The sequence below is a fragment of the Flavobacterium sp. XN-5 genome (assembly GCF_008033395.2).
In the GTDB taxonomy this organism is placed as follows: Bacteria; Bacteroidota; Bacteroidia; order Flavobacteriales; family Flavobacteriaceae; genus Flavobacterium; species Flavobacterium hiemivividum.
Genome location: NZ_VOGZ02000004.1, coordinates 189338 through 213375, shown reverse-complemented (window position 1 = coordinate 213375; position 24038 = coordinate 189338). Strand labels below are relative to the sequence as shown.

Genomic DNA, 24038 nt, shown 5'->3' with positions numbered 1-24038 from the left:
TTTAAAATTGATTTACAAATTATTTTGGAGTTATTTATCTAATTCTTTAAGCTTTGCTTTCATTTGTTCAATTTCTGCCTGTTGGCTGGTAATAATATTTTTAATTAATTCCTTTATTTCAGGGTCGGTAACCGATGACTCTTTTCCCATTAATATTGCTGCGGCATGGTGTGGTATCATTGATTTTAAAAATTCTTTATCCCCAACTGCCGTCTGTTGCCTAATACCTGCAAAAAATAGAATCAAAGCAATAAAACCAGTGACAAGCAGTGAAATATTTAATTTCTTATTTCCATACATGCTACCCATCACTAGAAGTTCAATTATGAGCATCGGCATGGTCATCAGTCCAGCCATGTAAAATTGGTTTATATTGGGTATTACATTGGCAAAAACATCTACCATTGAATACATTAGTATGTACATCGCTATAAATGATAACACTATCATAATCGCTAATTTCTTGTACATAGTCAAACTTAATTCTTTTGAATGCTCTTCTGTTGTGTGTTTCATTTCCATATTTTTTTTTTTTAAATTAATTATTTTTTCAATAGTAACTCTAACTCTAAAATTTGTTTTTTAAGTGATTCAACACTTTTCATTTTTTTTAATTCTGCTATTGATAAAGCTTTTTTCCCTGCTTCAATTGCACTTGGATAGTCTTTTAGTTCCGTTGCTATTTTTTGTCTCAAATTAGGATAGTAAAAATTCTGCGGATCTAATTTTTCGGCTTCAATTAGCCAAGCTATTGCTTGTTTGGAATCTCTGTTTGTACTGTAATAATAGTTTGCCGCTTGAAATAATAAATTAGCATCAAGGATTTTTTCTTTAATAATGTTTTTATCTATTACTGCTAAAATAGTTTCATCTGCTTTGCTTTTTAATGGTATTTTTATTGTAGTATTTTCCCATATTAGTTTTAGAAATCCCTCCCCTTTGCTGTTAATGTCATTTATTTCGATTGTAAATGTTTCATGAAAATTGGGTGTACTTTCTACTGGAACTGTAAGACGAAAAACATCTTTTTTATCATCATATCCAGTTTCGCCGTGTAATGTTGTATCTGTATTTATAATTATTGTCCACTCCTTTTTTGAAGGTATTGTGAATATTGAGTAACTACCCATTTTTAAAGTAGTATTTCCAAACACAATATCTTCATTGGTAGTTATTGTAGTACAATCACTGGCGCCAGTTCGCCAGAGTTTTTCAAATGGCACTAATTCACCGAATATTTTACGGCCTCTTGCTAGTGGTCTGCTGTAAGAAACTTTGATTATTGTGCTTCCCAATTCTTGTTCAAACGATGCGGATGGACTTGGAGAAGTTAGTTTTATTTGAACTTTTTCTTGTGCCGAAATTATTAAAGCTTGCAAAATAAAGAAGTGTATTAGAATTACTTTTTTCATGGTTTTTGATTTTAAATTGATTTTACTGTTTTTTATTATTTTAAATTATTTTTTTATTTTCCTCCAAATTTTTCTAATAGTAGGCGATGAGATATACCAAAGTAAAAAACCACTTAAAACGGTTATTAACCCCAATAATGAAAAGACTCTTAACACAATATTATTCATATTGTCTCTACCCTCATAATCCATAGTATGGGTCATCCATAAAAAATCAAACCATCTCCAATCGCGGTGTCTAATCGTTTGAAAAGCACCATCATTTGCCGAAATATAGACCTTTAAATTATTCGGTTCCTGATAGGATATAACATAGGCTGGCAGTAAATGCTCTCTATATTCATGATGTTTCCCTACTTCTTTAATGAGTTGTATCTCTTTTGCTTTTAAACCTGATACAATATTTTTATCTGCAATTGCCAATGCTTCTTCTTTAGTGATACCCTTTTTTAATTTTCCCGTCTTGGCATTATAAAGCATCTTCCCATTAACCCAATAAAAAGGGTTCTTATTAAACTCCCTTAATTCTATCGATTGGATTGCTATTGAAGGATGGAGTAGGGAAGGGCTTATTAAACCCGAAAACGACTGCGCAACAATTCCTTTTTTATGAAATTGCATGCCATGAATGTCATCAATATTGGTCCAACTAAAATACAGACCACTAATGGTCCACATTAAGAACTGAAGACCTATAAATATTCCTAAATATCGGTGAGACTTTCTAATCCATTTTGCTTTTTTTCCTTTAATCATTTACCTTTTAATTTTTTTTTTAATTGTTAAATAAACTGAACCAACCTTAAAAATCGCATTAAAATTTCACTTATTTAAAACAGAATATATTTGAATATTCATAGCTTAATTTTCTATTCCATTCCGCCCGTTTCGGACAAATAACTTATACCATTCGGTTTTTTGCCTACTGCAATTGTATTAATTACTTTTTGAGTTGCCACCTCTATTACTGAAACAGTATTGTCACCACTATTGGTTACATAAACTGTTTTTCCGTCTTTGCTAATCACTACACCATGCGCTTTATTGCCTACGGTTATCGTTTTAATAACTTTGTTACTTGTTATGTCAATTACAAAAACTTTATTTGAAACAGGTCTACCCATTGTTTCCCCTTGATCGGCTACATATAACAATTTACTGTCTGGCGTGGCATATAATTGAATTGGACCTTGCGCATCATTTGGCAATTTTATTCTTGTTATTTGAGCATTTTTAATATCATATTTTACTACTTCTTTAGTATCATACAAACTCGCAAAAATAAATTTTTCATCTTGTGTAGTTGCAACTTGCACAGCCACTCCTCCCAGTGGAATGTCTGTTATTGTGCCATCAGAAATAGTAATAATCGACATACTTTTTGCATCCATATTTGCAACATAAAGTTTTCCGTTTTGATGTCTAAAACCGTGTGGTAAATATCCTTTTCCTAACTCAAATTTTTGAGTTATTTTATATGTTTTAGCATCGACTTGAAATATGTGATTTGTTTCATTTGCAGTTGCATAAGCATATTCAGATTTATTATCTAAAACTACATGAGCCAGATGTAAATCCTTACCAAGTTCAATACGCTTTTTTATTGAATTAGTGTTTGGATCGATTACTATCAATTGGTTTGTTGCTGTACTATCCATAGGTATTGCCGTCACCCAAACAGATTTTCCATCAGGTGCAACTTGTACGTTATGAGCCATAAACATCATTCCTGAAGAGTCACTAATTGATATTTCTGTATTTTTTGTGCTGTCCTGAAGGTTTATAACAGAAATGCTACCTCCATCCTCATTAGCTACGTATACTTTTGCTAATTGCATTGGTTCTTTAGGATTATTGCAGCTGCCTATTATTAAGCCAGTCACTACTAATACTACCATAATCTGAATTTTTTTTAGTACTGCAAGATTTTTCATTTTTTTATTATTTAAGTTGATTTTGCTATTTTTTCCATAATGGAATAATCTGAACCAAACTTGCAAATCGCATCACATTGACTTCGCAATTCAGAAAATAGTATGTATTTGATATTCATTTTTGAATTTTTAATAACAGGTCTATTCAATTGTTGTATCACATCTTTTTCGCGACTGTCCGGAATGATGATATAAAATACCTCTTCGCCATTGGAAATACTAAAATACAAGTCGGATAAACGTAAAATACCTGAATAAATACTGGTGCTTTTTTCTACTTCAAATGCTCCAATGATTTTGTTTGTTCCTTTTTTAAACCAAAGTACATCAATGAGTTTGATTGTGTTTTGAGTGTCTTTATCGGTTGGTAATTCTGGAAATTTATTCACTGAAATAAATGAAAAACTTTGACCATTGAATGCTTTGCTCTTGTCATTACTGGCCGGAGTAACATCGTAACCTAATGAACTCCCAATTTTTAATAAATGGTATTGCATTTCGTTATGAAGATTTTCTGCTAATTTTTCTTCCTGAATTTCTTTTTGTCGTTTTAGTATGTTCTTTTCAAACTTTGTACGTTCTACTTCGCTTAAATATTCATCATTACCAATGAGCATTTTTTGTGTTCCAATTTCAAAACACAAACCTGCAATCGCTCCTAAATCATTTGATAATTCAGATTTATGTTTGCTGTTGGTTTCTATTAATGTCTCTCTTATTTTTAGGTATTCTGTCCAACTACCTAATTTCTTTTTGTCTTTGAATAAAAAATTAAATCCGTTGAGAATTGCCGTGTTGAATGGTGGAAACCAAGTAGGATGTAAAAAATATAAAATACTCGCTACCGCCGGACCTAAACCTTTTATTTTTAATTCATCCAATTTTACAATTTCTTTTACAACTTGCTCTTCAGTTTTTGCATTGATGCAGTTTTCGAGAAATTGGCCGAAAGCAATTTTATTGTTTGGATTTTCGTAAATATCTGGAATTCTTAATTTTGGTTTCCAATAAAAAGGATGTGCCACACCTACAAAAATTTGTTTTTGCTCGGCAATACAACTCAACACAAATTCTAAACTACTCCCTTTAAAATCATTTGGAAATGTCTTGTTTTTAATATCGTCTATTACTTGCAAAATACCTCTGCGAATGGTTCGAAATGCTTTTAGCCTTTGGTCGTTATCGACAAACCAAGTATTATAAACACTTTCGGCATCGGTTTGGTATTGTTGGACTATTTGAGTAAGGTTATTCATTTTAATTTACCATATAAATTTCTATTCTTATTTTCTAAAGCTTCAAACGTCTTAATCTTAAAGCATTTATTATAACGGATACAGAGCTAAAACTCATTGCCAAAGCTGCTATCATAGGAGAAAGTAAAATCCCGAAAAATGGATATAAAACTCCAGCTGCAATTGGCACACCTAAAACATTGTAGAAAAAGGCAAAAAACAAATTTTGTTTAATGTTACTCATTACTGCGTGGCTCAATTTTTTGGCTTTCACAATACCTTGTAAATCGCCTTTTACTAAAGTTATTTTAGCACTTTCTATCGCCACGTCAGTTCCGGTACCCATGGCAATTCCGATGTCTGACTGTGCTAATGCAGGGGCATCGTTGATGCCGTCTCCTGCCATCGCGACAATTTTTCCGAGGGATTGGAGGCGCTTAATTTCATTTAGTTTGTCTTCGGGGAGGGCTCCTGCGATGAATGAACTAAGATCGAGTTCGGCAGCGACGGCTTTTGCGGTGTTTTCATTGTCGCCCGTTATCATTATTACTTCAACACCCTGACGCATCAGTTCTTTTATTGCTTCTTTGCTTGTTTCTTTTATCTTGTCTGTAATGGTTACAAAACCCAAAGCAACCCCATCGATGGAAATATAAGAAACTGTTTTTCCTAGTTTTTGTTCGGCTACAATTTTATTTTCCAATTCATCAGAAACTGTGGCGTTCACTTGTTCCATTAGTTTTTTATTTCCGAGTGCCACTTTTTTATTGGTTACCGTCCCAATAACTCCTTTTCCAGCAATGGCTTCAAAATCGTTGACTTCGATTAATGAAATATTTTTTGCTTTTGCAAAATTGCCTACGGCTTGCGCCAAAGGGTGTTCGCTGTACTGATTTAAAGAAGCGATATTTTGCAATAGCCCATTTTCGTCATTTTGTAAGGAGAACACTTTTTCGACAGAAGGTTTTCCTTCGGTAATGGTACCTGTTTTATCAGTTATCAGAACATTTACCTTGTTCATATTCTCTAATGCTTCAGCATTTTTTATCAAAACACCTGATAGTGCTCCTTTACCTACGCCGACCATTACCGACATTGGTGTGGCTAATCCCAAAGCACAAGGACAGGCAATTATTAATACTGCAATGGCATTGATAAAACCATAGACTAGGGCAGGTTCCGGTCCAAATTTTGCCCAAACAAAAAAGGTTAAGACAGAAACTACAACTACAATCGGTACAAAATATTTTGCAATGCTATCCGCGAGTTTTTGAATGGGTGCTTTGGATCGGCTCGCATCATTTACCATCTTAACAATTTGCGAAAGCAAGGTTTCCGAACCAACTTTCTCGGCAATCATAACAAAGGATTTATTTCCGTTTATGGTTCCCGCTATAACTGAATCATCAATCTTTTTATCAACAGGAATAGGCTCTCCTGAAATCATAGATTCATCTATAGTACTTTCTCCATCAGTAATTTTTCCATCTACTGGAATTTTATCTCCCGGTTTTACTCGTAATAAATCTCCTTTTTTGATGTCGTGAATCGAGATTACTTTGTCCCCTCCTTCGATAACCAAAGTCGCTTCGGTGGGCGCTAATTTCAATAATTCTTTTATGGCACCGCTAGTTTGACTGTGTGCTCTTGCTTCTAATAATTGGCCTAACAAAACCAAGGTTAATATGACCGTTGTTGCTTCAAAATAAAGTAACACTGTGCCGCTTTCGGTTTTAAATTCATTTGGAAAAATATCAGGAAAAAACATGCCAATCAAACTAAACAAGAAAGCTACTCCAGTACCAATTCCTATCAGCGTAAACATGTTGAGATTCCAGGTAACAATTGACTTCCAAGCGCGAACAAAGAACATCCAACACGCATAAAAAACCACGGGAAGCGTCAAAATCAATTGTACCCAATTCCAGTATGAAATGCCCATTATCTTTTCTAACGGATTATTTGACATCATTTCTATAGTAGCTATTGCGAAAACAGGAATTGTAAAGGCTGTTGCTACTTTCATTTTCTTAAGCAAATCATTGTAAACCTTTTTGTCTTCACTATCTGTAGGTTCCATTGGTACTAAATCCATTCCGCAAATAGGGCAGGAGCCAGGTTCTTCTTTGATTACCTCCGGGTGCATCGGACAGGTGTATAATTTTTTAACCGCACTTAATTCATGAACTTTTTCTAAATTCATTCCGCATACTGGACAACTCCCGGGCTTATCGTAAACCTTGTCTCCTTCACAATGCATCGGACAATAGTATTTGCCTTGAGCATTACTTAGTGAAGGTATTGTATCCATGTTATCACTAGTTTTAGTACTGCAACACGATTTTGTTATTGGCTCATTGACAGTTTTGTGAGTTGTATCGTTAGCGCTACTCATTTCTATAGTGTACTTTCCAACGGTTGTTAATGCCTCTTGAAATTGATCCAGTGGAATGTGTTTTTCCATTGTTATAGTTGCAATTGGAGGATTCAAAGTAACCGTTGCTTGAATTCCATCGATGGCATTCAATGTTTTTTCCACTTTAGAACGACAGCTATCGCAAGTCATTCCGGTAATTTTATAGGTATGTATCATATGTTTTTTAAAATAAAATTTACTCTTTCATTTGGTGTTAATAATGGAACAAAAATGACTGGAAAACTTAATGAATTGTAAACCTCGAAAATTAATCTATGAATGGTTTTTTGTGCTTCTTCGTCTTCTGTTCTTGCATAGTCTTTTGTAAAAGGTAATCGGTCTAAAATAAAAATCTTTTTATAAGACACCCTCTTAATGGCATTAAGTAATTTTTCGTCATAATCAAGATTTAAAAACTGATAATAGGCCATCGCATCAGGAATAGCCCTGTCAAGAAAAACAGTTTCAATAGGTGATAATTCCGCTTCTTGTTCAATTTGCATATCTAGCACAGCTAATTGAAATTGTCTTTTATTTTCTCTTATTTCTTCTAGACTTTTACCTTCTTCCCTCATGCTATCAATGTAATGTCTGGCGTGTTCAATAGTTGTTTTGTAGCCCCTTTTCGATAATATATCAATTACTGTTGTTTTACCTGTACTAGGTCCACCTGTAATAACATACCAATTGGTATCTACTTTTTGATTGTCCATTTTCATCACTTTTAAAATTGCAAGTAGAACATAATTCATTCATACTAGTTTCAATTCGTTTTCTATTTATTATGGTTTTCAACCTTTGGCTATGATTTTTGCAAAGCACGCAGATCGGATATAATATTATTTTTGAACACGTGCCGTCTCAATAATACTATAGGTATGTGTCATTTCTTTCTAAACACTACATTTTCATTCCCTCCATAGGATCATTTCCTTTTCGGAATTTATATTCGCTATTTATGGCATACGCTCCAGTGATGACTACTTTTTTAGATGGATCCATTTCTGATTTAATTTCAATCATCCCATTGGTTTCTACTCCTGTTTCCACCATTATGCTTTCAAATACTCCTGGTCTTTTTTCAATCCAGATGTAAGAAGCATTTTCTTCCCTGATTACAGCATCAGTAGGTATGAATACTCCTTTTATATTGGATTGTGTCAATCTTGCAATTGCCTGCATTCCGGGTTTCAACAGCAAGTTTTGATTGGGCACTTCCATTCGAATTAAAAGCAGACGAGTATCTGGATTTATTTCAGGATTGATAAAAGAAACTTGCGCATTTATGGTTTTATCAGGAAAATCGGAAAATGTAATTTGGGCTTTTTGTCCTATTTTTAGATTCTTGGCATAGTTTACGTTTACCTGTGTTTCTAACCAAAGACTGTTTAAATCCGCCAATTTAATGATGGGGGAACCTTCCATTGCATAACTGCCTTCTGTGGTACTTATTTCCGATATTGTTCCACTGGCAGTGCTATAAAAAATGGTATAAGGAGAAACTTCCTTACTGGTTTTTATACTTTCAATCTGGGCATTGGTTAAACCAAAGAACAACAGCTTTTGTTTAGCTGCATTGAGCATATTTCGGGCATTCTTTCCAAAATCGCCAGGCATTGCGAGTTGTTTGTATGCCGTAAAATAATCCTGTTTAGCAATAGCAATATCTTCGCTATACAATTGATATACGGCTTGGTTTTTAGCCACATAATCACCAACGGTCTTGAAATACAACTTTTCAATTCTTCCCATTGCTCTTGAAGAAATGGTTTTGATTTTCTCTTGATTAATTGTCAGGACTCCCGTATAATTTTGCTCTAAACTGCTTTGGGTTTCTGAAATAGTTTGGGTAGTGATATTTCCCAGCTGTATTTGCTGTTTACTCAAACTTATTTCGTTTGCCTCTGTATCATCTTGTTTTATTGGGGTTAACTCCATATGGCAAATAGGGCATTTTCCGGGTTTGTCTTCCTTGACTTGTGGATCCATTGAGCAAGTGTAAAATGTTGTTGCTGCACTCTTATTGTGTTTGCTATGGTCTTCTTTTTCTTTAGTATTACAAGCCACCATTACCATAAATAGTATTGATAGTAAACTTATTTTTTTTATTGTCTTCATCATTATTCGGTTTTAATAAAGCTTTCGCTGTCAATTAAATATTGTGCGTTTTTGGCAATGGTGTCTTTTACTGAAATACCTTCCATAATTTGGATAAAATCATCTATTTCAATTCCTGTTTTTATGGACGATGCCTTAAAGCCATTCTCCATTTTTAAGAAAACTATTTTCTTGTTTCCAATACTTACCATTGCCTGTTTTTGAATCCAAATTCCTTTTACGGCATTTGTTTTCACTGCGCCTTGCAATCGCAAACCAACTGGTAATTTCAATTTATTGTTATTTAAATAAACTCGAATTCTATTGGTTTTATCAGCTGCGTTTAATTGTGTTTCGACAAAATTTATTTTTGCATCCATAAATTCATCTTTGTCAAGTTCGGAAGTAATTCTGATGGATTGATTGGCTTTGATTAGACTATTGTATCCTTGGATAACATTGAATATTCCCCATACTTTATCCGTATTTAATAGTTTAAAAATGACTTCTCCCTTTTTTATATAACTCCCTTCTTTAACATTCAAAACTTCAGTGTTGTTATTCGCACTTTGCATCACAGGAATAGTTGTATTATCCATCGTTGCTGTTCCATCAATAATCCCGGAAGCAGGACTATAAATTGTTATTAGCGGGTTTACTTTTTTGGAATTAGACAGCGCATTTATTTGATTTTGAGTCATTCCATAAAGCAACAATTTTTGTCTGGACGCATCAATAATCGAAGGATTTTCAACATCATTAATGACCATATAAATGAAGTTTTGTTGTTCCGTCAGTAATTCAGGGCTGTATAAATCAAATAGTTTTTGTCCTTTATTTACTTTTTGATATTTATAATTGACATACATTCGCTCAATTCTTCCGCTCATTCGAGCTGCAATATTTACCGATGAATTGGGATCATACCCCACAATTCCTGGTAGATTTATTTCACTGCTCAAAGTAGTGTCTATTGCCGTTGTCGTTTGATAATTTCCTACTATAAAATTGTCGGTAGGTTTTATAAGATTGTCGATTGAATTATCTTCAACTGAATTATTCTCCGTTATTTTTTTTACTAAAGTCATTCCGCAAATGGGACAATTTCCGGGTTTATCTCTAATGATTTCCGGGTGCATCGAACAAGTGTAAACCTCGTTTTGATGCTCCATTTCCGAATGATTATCTGATTTTTTGGCAAAGAAATAGATTGCAATTCCGATAATGGAAATTCCAATAAGAGCTAAACCATACTTTATATACTTGTTCATAATTATTTGGTTTCTAATTGTTTTTCAATTTCTACTTGTGCTGCCAAAATATTTTGCAATTTATCTAAAGCATCAATTTGAGCCATATTTAATGCTTCCCAAGCATCGAGAGTGGCAAATAAATCACCGGTGTTATTTTGCCAAGCCAAAATTGCTGTTTCATAATTTTTCTTCAAAGCAGGGATAATACTTTTTTGGGCAACTTCGTATTGTTTTTTTAAAGCGTTCAATTCATTGCTCATACCCGAAATCATTCCTGTGGCTTCATTCAATATCATTTCTTTTTGCCAATTGAGACTTTCATTTTTAATATGATAACTATTGATGTTGGCTTTATTCATTTTGGTTGACCAAGGCATAGGAATGGTAATCATTCCCATTAAGGAGAACTGTTGAGGTTGTGTTCCAAAAGCAAACATATGGTCGTATTTTATACCAAACTCGGGCAATAATTTTGTTTTTTCGGCTGCAATTTTGAGCTGATTTATTTCCATCGTTTTTTCTATGGCTTTCACATCGCTTCGGTTTTTAGAAAGAGAAGTTGTATCTGATATGGCCAAATTAAAATCTTTTATTTCGTAAGTTTCATCAATTTCAAATTTGGTGTTTTTATCTCTTGCCATCAAGGTGTTTAGCATAATTCGCTTTTGGGAAATGTCATTTTGCAACATTAGAATCATACTCTCTAATGCGCTGTATTGCGATTTTGCTTTGTAATAAGTAGGCAATTTATCCATATTATACTGGTAGCGTATTTCCATACTTTTAATCATATAATCTAAAAGCAACAAATTATCATCGGCTATTTTTATTTTTTTATTTAAAACCAACCATTGATAATAATTTGTTTTTGCCAATGCTTTCAATTGATTAACTGTATAGTTTTTGTTTTCTTTTTCAACAGATGACATTGCATTCATAAGATTAAAATCAGCTTTTAACTTGGATGCATTGGGTATCATTTGCGTAACACCCAACATATAATTTCCCATTCCTTGTCCCATTTCGCTTGCTTTCCAAAGATTGGAATTGTAAGGAGTCATAAAGAAACCCGTTTCCACTTGTGGTGGCATCCAACTTCTGGCACCTTTTGCCGCTGCATCCATACTTTGAATGTCGGCATCGTACATTTTTAGTTGAGGATTGTTTGTCTTGATTGTACTCAAGACATTATCCAAGGAAAGTGTTTGTGCTGCCAAATTAGTGGCGCTCAAAATCAAACAACTTATTGCTATATATAATTTATTCTTTAACATCTATAAGATCTATTTTTCCTTTTGTTCTTAATTCTCGAAGTTTTACCATTTCAAAAACAATCGGTGTTACTAATAATACATAAATCGTGGAAGTAATTGTACCTCCAATTAGTGGAACAGTAATGGGAAGCATTATATCAGATCCTGTTCCTGTTGCCCAAAGAATAGGGATTAATCCAAATAAGGAAACTGAAACCGTCATCAATTTTGGTCTTAACCTTTTGGCTGAACCATCAATAATATATTGTTTCAATATTTCTTCAGTTATGGTTTCCTTCGTGTTTCCGTACTTTTCTACCATTTTATTCATTGCTTCATTCAAATAGATGGTCATTAACATTGCCGTTTCGATTGCCATTCCAAACAAGGCAATAAATCCAACGGCAACAGCAACGGATAAATTAATGCCATAAAAATAAACCATAAATATTCCTCCAATTAAAGCAAAGGGTACTGTAATCATCGTGATTAATGCCTCTTTCATTGAATGGTACGTAAAATATAAAACAAGAAATATAATGACCACAACAATAGGCAGTATTAAACTTAATGTTTTGTTGGCTCTAATTTGATTTTCCCATTGACCGCTCCATTCCACATAATATCCTTTTGGCATTTTAGTCATCATTGCATCGAGTTTTTTCTGCGCCTCTTTTACAGTACTTCCTAAATCACGTTCCCGAACATTGAACAACACAGTGCCCCGAAGCATTGCATTTTCGCTATTTATCATTGGAGGGCCATCACTTATTTTTACATTAGCTACAGTTTCTAATGGTATTGGGCCAAAATCCATTGTTTGCACCTGTAGTTTTTTTAAGGCTTCAATGCTGTTACGGTATTCTTGAGCATATCTTGCATTTACAGAAAAACGCTGTCTTCCCTCGATAGTCGTGGTTAGTTTCATACCTCCAATAGAAGCTTCAACCACATTATTAATGTCGTCTATGGTCAATCCATATCTACCAATAACGTCTCTTTTTGCTTCAATGTCAATATATTTTCCGCCTGTTATGGGTTCCGCATACAAATCTTTAACTCCAGAAGTTCCTTCCAATGTTTTTTTAATTTTTTGAGCCAAAACATTGATGGTGTCTAAACTTGCTCCGTAGATTTTGATTCCTACATCGGTTCTGATTCCTGTTGAAAGCATATTGATACGGTTGATAATAGGTTGCGTAAAACCATTGGTCACACCAGGGATTTGCAGTTTGTTGTTTATTTCCGTGATAATATCATTCTTGGTTTTGTCTTCTCGCCATTCTGCTTGAGGTTTTAGCAAAATAATGGTTTCAACCATACTTATTGGACTGTTATCAGTTGCCGTATTTGCCCTGCCTGCTTTTCCCAACACGTGAGCCACTTCGGGAATCGACTTAATCAATTTGTCTTGAACTTGAAGAATTCTCTTTACTTCGGAGTTGGATACATCGGGTAAGGTTACTGGCATAAACAGTACAGATCCTTCATCTAAAGGGGGCATAAATTCTGAACCTAAACGAGTAAACATTAATACACCAATCAGCAAGGCAATGATGTTGATGCCCAATACCGTTTTCCTCCATTTTAAACAAAAAATCAAAATGGGTGTATAAATGCTTTCCAATTTTTTGTTAATTGGATTTTTATTTTCTGGACGAAGTTTTCCTTTTAGTAAAAAACTAATTAGCACTGGTACAAGTGTAATGGCTAAAAAGGCATCAACTATCAGAATAAAAGATTTCGTCCAAGCCAATGGTCCAAATAACTTGCCTTCCATTCCTGTGAGAAGAAATACAGGCAAAAAGGATGTAATTACAATTATTGTTGAGTAGAAAACACCTGGGCCTACTAATTTGGAAGAGCTTTCTATAAGCTTCAACTTATCTTCAGGAGATAGTGGATCGTTTTCTTTTTTGAATATATTTTTAATTTTATTTTTCATCTTATTTCCAATTACTGATTATTGTCCATTTCTTCTTGTTTCTCCGAAACTGTCCTGTAGGCATTCTCAACCATTACAATACCATCATCAACAACAACACCAATTGCCAGAGCAATACCCGTTAATGACATAATATTAGATGAAATGCCAAATGCTTCAAGTAAAATAAAGCCAATAGACACAGAAATAGGTAATTGAATGAGTATAATTAAAGCACTTCGCCAATGAAAAAGGAAAAGAAGAACCACAAGAGAAACAGTAATCATAATTTCGATTAAAGTTCCTTTAACTGATGCGATTGCTTTTTCTATTAAATCACTTCGGTCATAAGAGGTTTTAAAAGTAACCCCTTCAGGCAATCCTTTTTCAACTTCTTTCATTTTTTCCTTGACTGCCGTTATTACCTTATCAGCATTTTCGCCATAACGCATTACCACAATTCCGCCAACAACTTCACCAGTGCCATTTTCATCAAAAATACCTAGTCTCAAATCGCCACCCATTTGTATTGAACCAATGTCTTTAACTTTTACAGGAACGGAATTATAATTTTTAATAGCAATCTCTTCCACGTCCTTTATGTTTTTGATATATCCTAATCCTCTTATAATGTATGACATATCACTCATTTCGAATTTTCGCCCACCAACATCGTTATTATTAGCCTTGACTGCATTCATCACTTCCATCATACTCACATTGTAGTACTGCATTTTCAAGGGATCTAACACTAATTGGTACTGTTTTTCAAAACCCCCAAATGATGCTACTTCAGCCACGCCGGGAACAGTTTGTAATGCAAATTTCACGTACCAATCTTGTAAAGCTCTTTGTTCTCCCAAGTCCATACCGTTAGCCTCTAAATGATACCAAAAAACGTGACCCACACCTGTGCCATCGGGTCCAAGTGTTGGAACTACATTTTGAGGCAACAAGCGTTGGGCATAATTTAGTCTTTCCAATACACGGGTTCTTGCCCAATAAATATCGACATCATCTTCAAAAATGATGTAAACAAAGCTCATCCCAAACATAGATGCGCCTCGAATGTTTTTAACCTTAGGAATACCTTGCAGGTTGGAAACCAAGGGATATGTTACTTGGGCTTCGATAACCTGTGGACTTCTTCCCATCCACTCCGTAAACACAATAACTTGATTTTCGGATAAATCAGGAATGGCGTCAATGGGGTTTTGTTGGACGCTGTAAACTCCCCAAGCAAATAAGCAAGCTGAAACCAGCAAGACAACGGCTCGATTTCGTAGTGAGAATGTTATTAATTTTTCTACCATAATGTTTAGTTTTCTAATGAAAGACTATCTTTTGTTTTATTTATCCAATTGATTACTTCCTCTTTTTGAGCAGGTGTTACTATTGCATTTTTATGAAGTAACGTGTAGGACGCTAAGGGCATTTCATCAGATTTTATTTGTTTGATGATAGCTTCTAATTTGTTTTCTTGTTTTCGCTTGGAGTACTTTCCAAATTCATTAAAGTTCAAATCCTTCTTACCCTCTTTAATATGACTTTCCATAAAAAACCGTGCTGGCTGAATGTAAGAATATAATGGATAATTAGTATTGTTACTGTGACAATCGTAGCAAGATGTCCGTAAAATAGTTTCAACATTTTTAGGAACATCGTACATTTTTGTGAAATTTGCAGTTAATTCCTGCTCATAACTTTCATTACGAGCAGGTTGATATAACTGCATCAACAAAAAAATAACAAACCCGATTATGAGTATTTTCTTGATGATTTTTTTCATTTTATAATTGTTTTTTCATAGAACCACAAGTAAGCATTTTCGAACCGTAGTAAGGATTTTTTATTTCTTTGCTTTCACTTATCCAAACAGCACCTTTGTTGTCATCTGCCATTGGGCAAAAATCCAGATATAGTTTTTGACTGGTTCCAAATAATTGAATTAAGTCATTCATATCCTTACTTAACATTACAAAATGTTCTCTTTGATGTTCTATCTTTCCTCCATTATCTCCAATATGCTCTGCGTGTTCTTTGGCATCATCAGAAATATCAATATATTCTGTTTTCAATTTTGGATCTATTGCATTGGTATTGACTTTATTGAAAGTTGCATATAATGCTTTACCCGCATTGGCTGCTCCTTTTGTATCGTCTTTTGTGAGTGCGTTTTTGAGTTTTAAATAGCCAGAGATTATTTCGCTTGTTGAAAATGTTGTTTGGGTAACCGATGTAGCTTCAGTATTAACTTCAACTGTTGTTGTATCATTATGACTATGACTACCATCAGTATGATCATGAGCTGCTTCATTTTGTACAACTGGTTCGGTTAATTCCATTCCACATTTTGAACATTTTTCACCTTTTTTTCCTGTAACCTCTGGGTGCATAGGACACGCGTATAATTGCGAGGTACTCTCTGTTGTTTCCGAATTAGTTGTTGCAGCTTCTTTATTTTTTTGATTACAAGAAACTAGTACAAATGCCATCGCTATGGCTGAAAGGATTAGATTTTTCATTTTATTATTTTTTTTAATTGATATTGTTGGTATTTGCAACATTTTTTGATGAATATTTTTTTGAAAACCCATTTTTATATAGAAATTAATTTTTTCGTTTTATAGGGTCATTAAAATCATTGCATCCTTATTATTGGTATCATGTGCATTGAATTAAACTAAAAGGAAATTTAAAATTTATGCGACTGGATTATTTTTTCTTACCCTCCGTTTTAGTCATTTCCATTCCACATTTAGGACATTCCCCCGGTTTGTCAGAAGTTGAGCCATCCATTGGACAAACATATTTTGTTACAATTTTAGTTTTAGGTTGACTGCCTTTTGTAGCGTGAGTATCTATCTTTTCGGTAATTTTTACCATTCCAGTTCCACATTAACAAAATGACAGCACAACAAAGCCAGCCTTTTGAAAATGAAATTAACTGAGAAAGTAAATGATTTAAAGCAATAATTGCTTTTGATTTGACACAATTATGGCTATCAAATTTAAAATTTAGCCTATTTTTGGTATAAGCCATAAAGAATTGAAACCAGACGAAATGGAGGTTTCGTAATTGTAAAAATTTTGTTTTTCTGAAAAGAAATTAAAAATATTTTTATTAAAGTTCAATTCATTAATAGAAACAGATGTGTTGCAAGAAGAAGCACAACCACATTTAGAATGGCTGCATTTTCCTCCACAACCTTTATGATTTTTATTCTTCGAATGATTATCACCTTCGCAACAATCTTTTTTATCTGTTTTAGAAGAGATTTCTTTTTTGCAAGATTGTTTTTCTGAATTGTTTCCACACGCAAAAGTTACCATTGGCATCAAGAAGAAGCCAAGTACAACGATTAATAAAATGTGAAACTTTTTCATTTGTATAGAAAATCTAATACTGAACAAAGTTAGAGAAATAATCTTAATTTTCAATAAAGACTTGTTAAAAAAATTTCATCACTACTATTTTGTTTTGATTTATATTCTCATTAAAAGTATTATTAGGGAAGCAAATAGATGAAGACTAAACTACTTAAATCTTTGTTATGAGTGTTAATTTCATCTATGTAAAAATTTAAATCATATAAATGGATTAATTCCTCATTATTATCTGGTATTTGAGCCAGTTGATATAAATTGTAGTTTTTCAGGAAAACTATTATATCGAAATTTTGAGTTTTCTCATCATAATCTAAAGTTAGAAATTTGAATTCACTAGCTTTTAATGTAATTTCATGGAAGATATATGACTATTCAAATCCATCGATAATTTTATCAATTGTTTCCGTTTGTGGAATAAAAGCGATGAATTTCCAGTTCTTCAGTTGGGATACGTTATCAATTAACTGGTTTCATAATCAACAATTATATTTCTTTTAATTTGTAAAAATTACTAATCTACATGTTACAAGTGTTCAGTAAATTAAAAACGATCTTTTAGTCCTAAAAACAAAAATACTGATTATCAATTAATTAAACTGTTTTTATTTCAGCGGGGTGTCACTAAACATAATTGAAGAATCAATTATAATAGAACATTTACAAAAAAATTAACATTCGAGTCAGCTAATAAAATTGTAGATTTGTGCCCAGTATGACAAAAAAGTTCTACATATTGCTACTCGTTATGCTTGGTTTTCTTTTGGGACCAACGCTTACTTATGCGCATGGGACAAAAAAAGAAATGCCATGTTGTAAAAAAGAATTTACAGTAAAAGACTGTTGCAAGAAAAAAGATTCTAATAAGAAAGAACACAATTGCGATAATAGCTGTGTAGGTAATTCTTGTGGTTGCCCAACTGCTTACTGCGGTTATTCCTCGATACTTTCTTTCCAAACAGAAAATAATTCTCTTTTTAGTTTTTCAGAAAGGAAACAAAATTACTATTATTCAGAAATCTTTATTTCTTCAGATTTCCGTTCTATCTGGCTTCCACCTAAAATAAGCTAGATTCATTTCCTGACAGTTACAAATCTGTCTAATCCAAAGCCTGTTTTATGGCTTAAAAAATCATTAAATATTAATCCAATCAACGCTATTCATAGCTCTAAATACTATGGTTTCTGTCATGCTCTAGGATTAATTCATTCAAAATTATAAAAACAATGAACTCAATAAAAAAATTATTGATGGCAATGACTCTATTGCTATCAGTCACTTTCGCCAGCGCGCAAATAAAAAACAAAACAACTGAAACCGTAAAAATCAATGGTAATTGTGGCATGTGCAAAAAAACTATTGAAACGGCTGCAAACATTGATAAAGTTGCCAAAGTAAATTGGGACACGAACACCAAAACCGCTACAGTTACCTACGATACTAAGAAAACCAATCTTGATGCCATACTAAAACGTGTTGCAGATGCTGGATATGACAATGAAAAATTTAGTGCCCCAAATGCTGTTTACGATGAATTGCATGGATGTTGCCAATATGATAGAGAAGCAAGTCCTAAAAAAGCGGAGTAATCATAATCAATCATTTAAATTAAATTTCATGTTCAAAATAAAAAATATAATCACATTACTCTCCCTGATAGCAACTGTTTCTATAGCAAGTGCACAAATAAAAATAGGAGATTCTTTTCCAGATGTTCAGCTTCAAAACAATAAGAACGCTACAGTTAAACTAAATACTTTTAAAGGAAAAACAGTTTTGGTAGATTTTTGGGCATCATGGTGCGCACCTTGCCGAATGGCTAACAAAAAATTGGTAAAAATGTATGACCAATACAAAGGTCAGAATTTTGAAATTGTTGGAATTTCAATTGATATCGATAAATCAAAATGGTTAAAAGCCATTGAAAAAGACAAAATGAAACACCAGCAATTAATCGACCCGAAAGGTTTTGATGCCAAAACGGCTGTGGCTTTTGGAGTTGAAGCACTGCCTGAAACCTATCTTTTTGATGCATCAGGAAAACTGATTGCCATAAACCCAACCGAAGCACAAATAATTGCTCAAATCAAAAAAAACAAAAAATAAAATGAAAACATTACATATAAAATTCGTAGCCGCTACACTTTTAGTATTATTAACTGGTGTAAAATCATATTCTCAAATCACTAAAGCCGAAATAATGGCAACAGGATTAACTTGCTCTATGTGTTCTAATGCTATAAACAAACAGTTAAAATCCTTAACTCAAGTTGATAGTATTGGTACCGATTTAAACACCAATACCTTTACTGTTTACTTTAAGAAAAACAATACATTACAACCTAAAGTGTTGAAAAATGCGGTTGAGAAAGCTGGTTTTTTTGTAGGTTCTATGGTCTTGACCGCAAAGTTTGATACTCCAAAAATTGAAGATAATGCAACAGTAAAAATCGATGATGTTACGTATACTTTTATAGATACTAAAAACGCAGTAGCTGATACAGAAGCAAAATTCAGAGTTTTGGATAAAGGTTTTGTAACCCAAAAAGAGTATAAAAAACTAATTAAATCATATTCAAAATATCCTGGTTATGCCACGGAAAATGAAAATGATTATTATTTAAAAGCCTTATAAAAATGAAATATCTATCAATTGTTTTCTTATTACTTGTTTCATTCAAAATAGATGCACAGGAATTATTTGTAGTAACCGAACCCGCTAGTAATGTTCCGGCGGGTTCTATTGGGGTTCGGGTTGGTCAATCTCTTATGAAAAATCAACTGGAAAGTGGGTCTATGTATAATTTAACGCCCGAAGTTACTTGGGGAATAAATAAAAATATCATGGTTCGTACCTCAGCTTTTCTTAGTAACCAAGAAAATGGATTGGGACTTAAAGGTGGTGGTTTTTATGCTAAATATCGTTTCTTTTCTGTAGATGATTTACAAAGTCATTTTAGGATGGCTGCCTTTGGACGATACAGTTATAATAACTCTTTTATTAATCAGGAAGCTATAGACTTAATGGGAGGAAACTCTGGTTACGAAGCTGGTCTGGTAGCTACTCAGTTAATCCATAAAGTTGCCATAAGTTCTTCTGTAAGTTACGCGCGGGCACTTAATAACAGTGATTATAGCTTTCCGGATTTTTTGGGTAACAGCGCAGTAAATTATACGTTCTCAGTAGGGAAATTAATGTATCCAAAAAATTATACAAGTTTTAAACAAACCAACATCAATGCGATGCTGGAATTTACTGGACAAACGATAACCGAAAACGGAAAATCATATCTGGATGTAGTTCCTTCGATTCAGTTTATCATTAACAGTCAGGCGAGAATTGACCTTGCATACAAAAAAGAATTGTATAGCTCGATGCAACGTGCCACATCTGATGGTGTTTTCTTAAAACTGGAATATACTTTTTTTAATGTGACCAAATAAATTACTTCGCCAAGATTTTAATTTAAATCTAAAGTTCATAAAATAAGTGTTTCGATGGCAAAAGACCATCGAAACACTTCCTATGGCTTATCGGGAAATGACACGTGTAAAATCAAATTATCACCAGAACAAATCGTTCTGATTAAACTTATAAAATGAAGAAAATCTTTTATTTATTACTCTTGGGCTTTGTTTTTGTCAAAGTCCAGGCACAGATTATAAATCCTGTGAAATGGGAACCTAGAATCGAGAAGAAATCCACCTCAGAATATGTACTTACTTTTAATGGTAATATCGAAGCAGGTTGGCACGTATATTCTCAATTTACACCTGAAGATGGTCCTCTTCCTGCCGAATTCATTTTTCATGATAACAAAAGCAATTATGAATTTATTGGAAAAGCAACCGAAAGTGAAACCAAACGAGAGTTTAATGAAATCTTTGGTGTCGATGAAATCTTCTTTTCCGATAAAGTTACTTTTACCCAATTAATCAAACAGATTAATCCAGAAAAGGAAATTATACAAGTGGAGCTTTCTTACCAAGTTTGCAAGGAAAACTGTATTAGCGAAACAAAATACTTTGAGTTTAATCTTAAAACGCTTGAAGCAAAAGAAATCCAAGCTGCGGATATTGTAAATGAGAAAACTACTAAAACTGATGCGAATTCCACAATAGAAAAACAACCAGAATCGAAAGAATCTGATTCGAGTTTATATATGATTTTCTTTATCGCTTTCTTATCTGGTTTTGCAGCCTTGCTTACTCCTTGCGTATTTCCTATGATTCCCATGACGGTAAGTTTCTTTACAAAACAAAGTAAAACCAAAGCCAAAGGGATCAAAAATGCGATTATTTATGGTATTTCGATTATCTTGATTTATGTATTTTTGGGAACAGTAATTACCTTAATTTTTGGTGCCGATGCACTAAATGCATTATCTACCAATGTATGGTTTAATGTTATTTTCTTTGTATTATTAGTTGTATTTTCGTTATCATTTTTAGGTGCTTTCGAAATCATGTTACCTAATTCTTGGGCAAATAAGGTAGACCGTCAAGCGGATAAAGGTGGAATATTAGGAATCGTATTCATGGCATTGGCTCTTGCAATCGTTTCCTTTTCTTGTACCGGACCAATTATAGGAACTTTACTGGTTGAAGCAGCTTCCAAAGGAGGTATCGCACCAATTGTAGGAATGTTAGGTTTTTCTTTTGCTTTAGCATTACCCTTTATGTTATTTGCCATGTTCCCAGGTTGGTTAAATACATTACCAAAATCTGGCGGATGGTTAAATACAGTAAAAGTATTTTTAGGTTTTATAGAATTAGCTTTAGCATTTAAATTCTTGTCTAATGCCGATTTAGTATTGCAATTGCACTGGTTTGAAAGAGAAATATTTTTAGCCATTTGGATAGCGATATTCGGTACTTTGGCATTCTACTTATTCGGAAAGATAACTTTGCCACATGATTCTCCTTCATCTTCTATTTCGGTAGGACGATTATCTATCGGGTTGGTGGTATTGGTATTTACAATTTATCTTATTCCTGGTTTATGGGGCGCACCTTTAAAACTTATTAGTGGTTTCCCTCCACCTATGACCTATAGCGAATCTCCATATGGTGTAGGAGGTTCCAACAGAGAATCTACATCAGCAATAGCATTACCAGACGGCGCACATAAAGGTCCACACGACATTGTTGCCTTTACAGACTATGAAAAAGGATTAGCTTATGCTAAAACAGTAAATAAGCCAATCCTTTTGGATTTTACAGGATTTGCTTGTGTGAATTGTAGAAAAATGGAAGATTATGTATGGTCAGATCCTCGCATTTTACAAATCTTGAATAATAAAGTTGTTCTGATCTCACTATATGTTGATGATAAAAGAGAATTACCAATCAATGAACAGTATATTTCAAAAGAAACTGGTAAAAAGATAAAATCAATAGGTAATAAATGGAGTGATTTCCAAATCACTCGTTATAAAGCAAACGCTCAGCCGTATTATATCATATTGGATACAAAAGAGAAAAGTTTAAACCAACCAGCTGGATATTTGCCAGACATTGCTGAATATGAACAATGGCTGAAATTAGGTATTGAGCAATTTAAAAAATAAAAAAAAAAGCTGTCTCAAAACTAAAATAAGTCCTTTAGAATTGAATATTCGAGACATAGTCTCCGATAAGGAGTCTGAACTAAAAACAGAAAAAGAGGTTGTTTCACTAATTGTGAGACAGCCTCTTTTTATAATGCAATATTTTTAGGGTTAAAAAAAATAACTTTTAAAATACTTTAATTTTATTGGGTAATGGTTCGAACTTCCTATAGACCACGAAAATTAGTAATAAAATGGATTTGATTGATTGTTGATTGTGACCTTATTGTACGATACAATTGGTTCCGCATCTGCACAAGGCATACAGGAAAGTATTAGAAAAATAATTGATAGTTTAGCTTCATCATCTTTTGTTAATTTCGGATATTTTGGAAATACCCAGTGACTGCATTGTACGCGCCGAACGCTGTTCCTTTATGGTATTCATAAGTTGTGTGGGATCACTCATAGCATATCCAAAAGCACTATCTGCCATATTTGTAAAACAAGTGGAAAGTTAATGTCCCCTCTTGTATGGTTTTTATTACCTGTTTATTAGGAACTAGCGCAGACAGTATCAGTTTTTTCACTTCGTGGTCTGTTCTGTGAAATGTTCTATTAAGTTGGGTAATTTTAATAATTGTCCTTTTTCTGTGTTGACATACAGAAATATAAATAGGAAGGATATTGCAATTATTTTTTTACGGTTGTAAAATAGGAATGTTATTTCTAAAACTCATAAAAATATAGTAATTCAAATTGATAATTATTTCTGCTTATGAGCTATTCTTACACCATTATTAATCTAATTATTCCAAAAAAGTTTAATTTTAACTGCACAGTAAAGGAGGTAGAGGAGAGAGAATTCCATTCACGAGAAGAAATAAAATCGATTTATTCAAAATATTTTTTAACCGTTAGACTGAGTTGAGTTAAGGATATTTTGCTGTTTTACCATTCTTGCTCATATTCATAAAAATTCACATTTCATTTATAAGCTGAAATCTAATAACTTTTTGTAATTTGTAGTATATTTACCTTCTTTAGGAAGTTTTGCAAATTAATATTTTTAAAGCTTACAATATGTTTAGAGAGTTACACTTTTAGCATCAAATTAATTCCTCCGTTTTTGGCAAGTTTTAATCCCTAATTGATAAGTTTTTCATACCGCCATAACACAAAAAAAGATGCTTAAGCATCTTTTTTTGTGTTCGTTTTCAAAACAAAATCATCATTAATCTTAGAACCATATTTTTTTTCAATCAATTTGAAAAATTCGGATAATTCAATTTTTTTGTAAAAGCAGATAATTGCCAGTGTTGATAAAGGTATTCGGTAGCCATCATCATTTTTAATCTTAGTTAGAACATGAGGATGTATTCCGAGTTCTTGACTTTGAGATAGATTTGATTTTTCACCTGAAATCCATTCTTTTTTAATGTAGTTACAAACAAATCTATCGAGCAAAAATATTTTTGCTTCACTACTTTTGTTGCTATTGCTTTTATTATTAACCATCACAGCAAAAGAAAATATTTTTCATGAATTTCATTGGCACGATAGTGCTAGTTTTGAAT

Annotated in this window: 23 protein-coding genes; 6 read left to right on the top strand and 17 right to left on the bottom strand. The window is 33.2% G+C overall.

Annotated elements, in window-relative coordinates; all coding sequences use genetic code 11:
• Window positions 1–30 precede the first annotated feature (30 nt).
• The 16 genes from FQU23_RS09490 to FQU23_RS09415 all read right to left on the bottom strand — a co-directional run bounded on the left by FQU23_RS09490 (window position 31) and on the right by FQU23_RS09415 (window position 16911).
• Window positions 31–516, bottom strand: a complete 486-nt coding sequence (locus FQU23_RS09490; protein WP_225872940.1) for a DUF305 domain-containing protein — start codon at window positions 514–516, stop codon at window positions 31–33.
• 26 nt (window positions 517–542) lie between these two features.
• The gene (locus FQU23_RS09485; RefSeq protein WP_086452976.1) at window positions 543–1412 is read right to left on the bottom strand and encodes a DUF2911 domain-containing protein; all 870 of its coding nucleotides are present in this window, start codon (window positions 1410–1412) and stop codon (window positions 543–545) included.
• A gap of 45 nt (window positions 1413–1457) precedes the next feature.
• A complete protein-coding gene (locus tag FQU23_RS09480; protein ID WP_113634458.1) occupies window positions 1458–2168 on the bottom strand; it encodes a PepSY domain-containing protein in 711 nt (236 codons plus the stop codon).
• Between the two features lie 113 nt (window positions 2169–2281).
• Window positions 2282–3346 (bottom strand): hypothetical protein, encoded by a 1065-nt coding sequence (locus tag FQU23_RS09475; protein ID WP_147673606.1) that lies wholly within the window; start codon window positions 3344–3346, stop codon window positions 2282–2284.
• An 11-nt stretch (window positions 3347–3357) separates the two neighbouring features.
• Complete coding sequence (locus FQU23_RS09470) at window positions 3358–4602, bottom strand: hypothetical protein (protein WP_086452979.1); 1245 nt, start codon at window positions 4600–4602, stop codon at window positions 3358–3360.
• A 34-nt stretch (window positions 4603–4636) separates the two neighbouring features.
• A complete protein-coding gene (locus tag FQU23_RS09465) occupies window positions 4637–7174 on the bottom strand; it encodes a heavy metal translocating P-type ATPase (protein ID WP_147673605.1) in 2538 nt (845 codons plus the stop codon).
• Window positions 7171–7749: an AAA family ATPase gene (locus tag FQU23_RS09460; protein WP_245181095.1), complete on the bottom strand. Its 579-nt coding sequence runs from the start codon at window positions 7747–7749 to the stop codon at window positions 7171–7173. Before FQU23_RS09460 ends, FQU23_RS09465 begins: the two co-directional genes overlap by 4 nt.
• A 148-nt stretch (window positions 7750–7897) precedes the next feature.
• Entirely contained in the window at window positions 7898–9115 is a 1218-nt protein-coding gene (locus FQU23_RS09455; protein WP_086452999.1) for an efflux RND transporter periplasmic adaptor subunit, read from the bottom strand.
• A 2-nt stretch (window positions 9116–9117) separates the two neighbouring features.
• Window positions 9118–10365, bottom strand: a complete 1248-nt coding sequence (locus FQU23_RS09450) for an efflux RND transporter periplasmic adaptor subunit (RefSeq protein WP_113634455.1) — start codon at window positions 10363–10365, stop codon at window positions 9118–9120.
• A 2-nt stretch (window positions 10366–10367) separates the two neighbouring features.
• Window positions 10368–11621, bottom strand: coding sequence for a TolC family protein (locus FQU23_RS09445; protein ID WP_086452982.1), 1254 nt, complete (start codon window positions 11619–11621; stop codon window positions 10368–10370).
• Window positions 11608–13545 (bottom strand): efflux RND transporter permease subunit, encoded by a 1938-nt coding sequence (locus tag FQU23_RS16315; RefSeq protein WP_086452983.1) that lies wholly within the window; start codon window positions 13543–13545, stop codon window positions 11608–11610. The genes FQU23_RS09445 and FQU23_RS16315 overlap by 14 nt, the downstream gene beginning before the upstream one ends.
• Before the next feature lie 11 nt (window positions 13546–13556).
• Complete coding sequence (locus FQU23_RS16310; RefSeq protein ID WP_086452984.1) at window positions 13557–14837, bottom strand: efflux RND transporter permease subunit; 1281 nt, start codon at window positions 14835–14837, stop codon at window positions 13557–13559.
• 5 nt (window positions 14838–14842) lie between these two features.
• The gene (locus FQU23_RS09430; protein ID WP_147673604.1) at window positions 14843–15313 is read right to left on the bottom strand and encodes a heme-binding domain-containing protein; all 471 of its coding nucleotides are present in this window, start codon (window positions 15311–15313) and stop codon (window positions 14843–14845) included.
• A gap of 1 nt (window position 15314) precedes the next feature.
• Window positions 15315–16049 carry a DUF3347 domain-containing protein gene (locus FQU23_RS09425; protein WP_147673603.1) on the bottom strand — a complete coding sequence of 245 codons (735 nt, stop codon included), beginning with the start codon at window positions 16047–16049 and terminating at the stop codon, window positions 15315–15317.
• A gap of 190 nt (window positions 16050–16239) precedes the next feature.
• Window positions 16240–16410, bottom strand: a complete 171-nt coding sequence (locus FQU23_RS09420; RefSeq protein ID WP_165425751.1) for a heavy metal-binding domain-containing protein — start codon at window positions 16408–16410, stop codon at window positions 16240–16242.
• Between the two features lie 132 nt (window positions 16411–16542).
• Window positions 16543–16911 carry a hypothetical protein gene (locus tag FQU23_RS09415; RefSeq protein WP_086452989.1) on the bottom strand — a complete coding sequence of 123 codons (369 nt, stop codon included), beginning with the start codon at window positions 16909–16911 and terminating at the stop codon, window positions 16543–16545.
• Between the two features lie 715 nt (window positions 16912–17626).
• Here FQU23_RS09415 and FQU23_RS09410 point away from each other — a divergent pair.
• The 6 genes from FQU23_RS09410 (at window position 17627) to FQU23_RS09385 (ending at window position 22482) form a co-directional block, all read left to right on the top strand.
• A complete protein-coding gene (locus FQU23_RS09410; protein ID WP_086452990.1) occupies window positions 17627–17983 on the top strand; it encodes a hypothetical protein in 357 nt (118 codons plus the stop codon).
• A gap of 155 nt (window positions 17984–18138) precedes the next feature.
• Entirely contained in the window at window positions 18139–18501 is a 363-nt protein-coding gene (locus FQU23_RS09405; RefSeq protein ID WP_086452991.1) for a heavy-metal-associated domain-containing protein, read from the top strand.
• Window positions 18502–18529: 28 nt separating this feature from the next.
• The gene (locus FQU23_RS09400; RefSeq protein ID WP_113634453.1) at window positions 18530–19018 is read left to right on the top strand and encodes a TlpA family protein disulfide reductase; all 489 of its coding nucleotides are present in this window, start codon (window positions 18530–18532) and stop codon (window positions 19016–19018) included.
• 1 nt (window position 19019) lies between these two features.
• The gene (locus FQU23_RS09395) at window positions 19020–19547 is read left to right on the top strand and encodes a heavy-metal-associated domain-containing protein (RefSeq protein WP_225876014.1); all 528 of its coding nucleotides are present in this window, start codon (window positions 19020–19022) and stop codon (window positions 19545–19547) included.
• Between the two features lie 2 nt (window positions 19548–19549).
• Window positions 19550–20356 carry a hypothetical protein gene (locus FQU23_RS09390; RefSeq protein ID WP_113634451.1) on the top strand — a complete coding sequence of 269 codons (807 nt, stop codon included), beginning with the start codon at window positions 19550–19552 and terminating at the stop codon, window positions 20354–20356.
• Between the two features lie 155 nt (window positions 20357–20511).
• Entirely contained in the window at window positions 20512–22482 is a 1971-nt protein-coding gene (locus tag FQU23_RS09385) for a protein-disulfide reductase DsbD family protein (RefSeq protein ID WP_147673602.1), read from the top strand.
• A gap of 1170 nt (window positions 22483–23652) precedes the next feature.
• Here the strand turns inward: FQU23_RS09385 and FQU23_RS09380 are convergent.
• Window positions 23653–23979 carry a helix-turn-helix domain-containing protein gene (locus FQU23_RS09380; protein WP_147673601.1) on the bottom strand — a complete coding sequence of 109 codons (327 nt, stop codon included), beginning with the start codon at window positions 23977–23979 and terminating at the stop codon, window positions 23653–23655.
• Window positions 23980–24038: the final 59 nt, after the last annotated feature.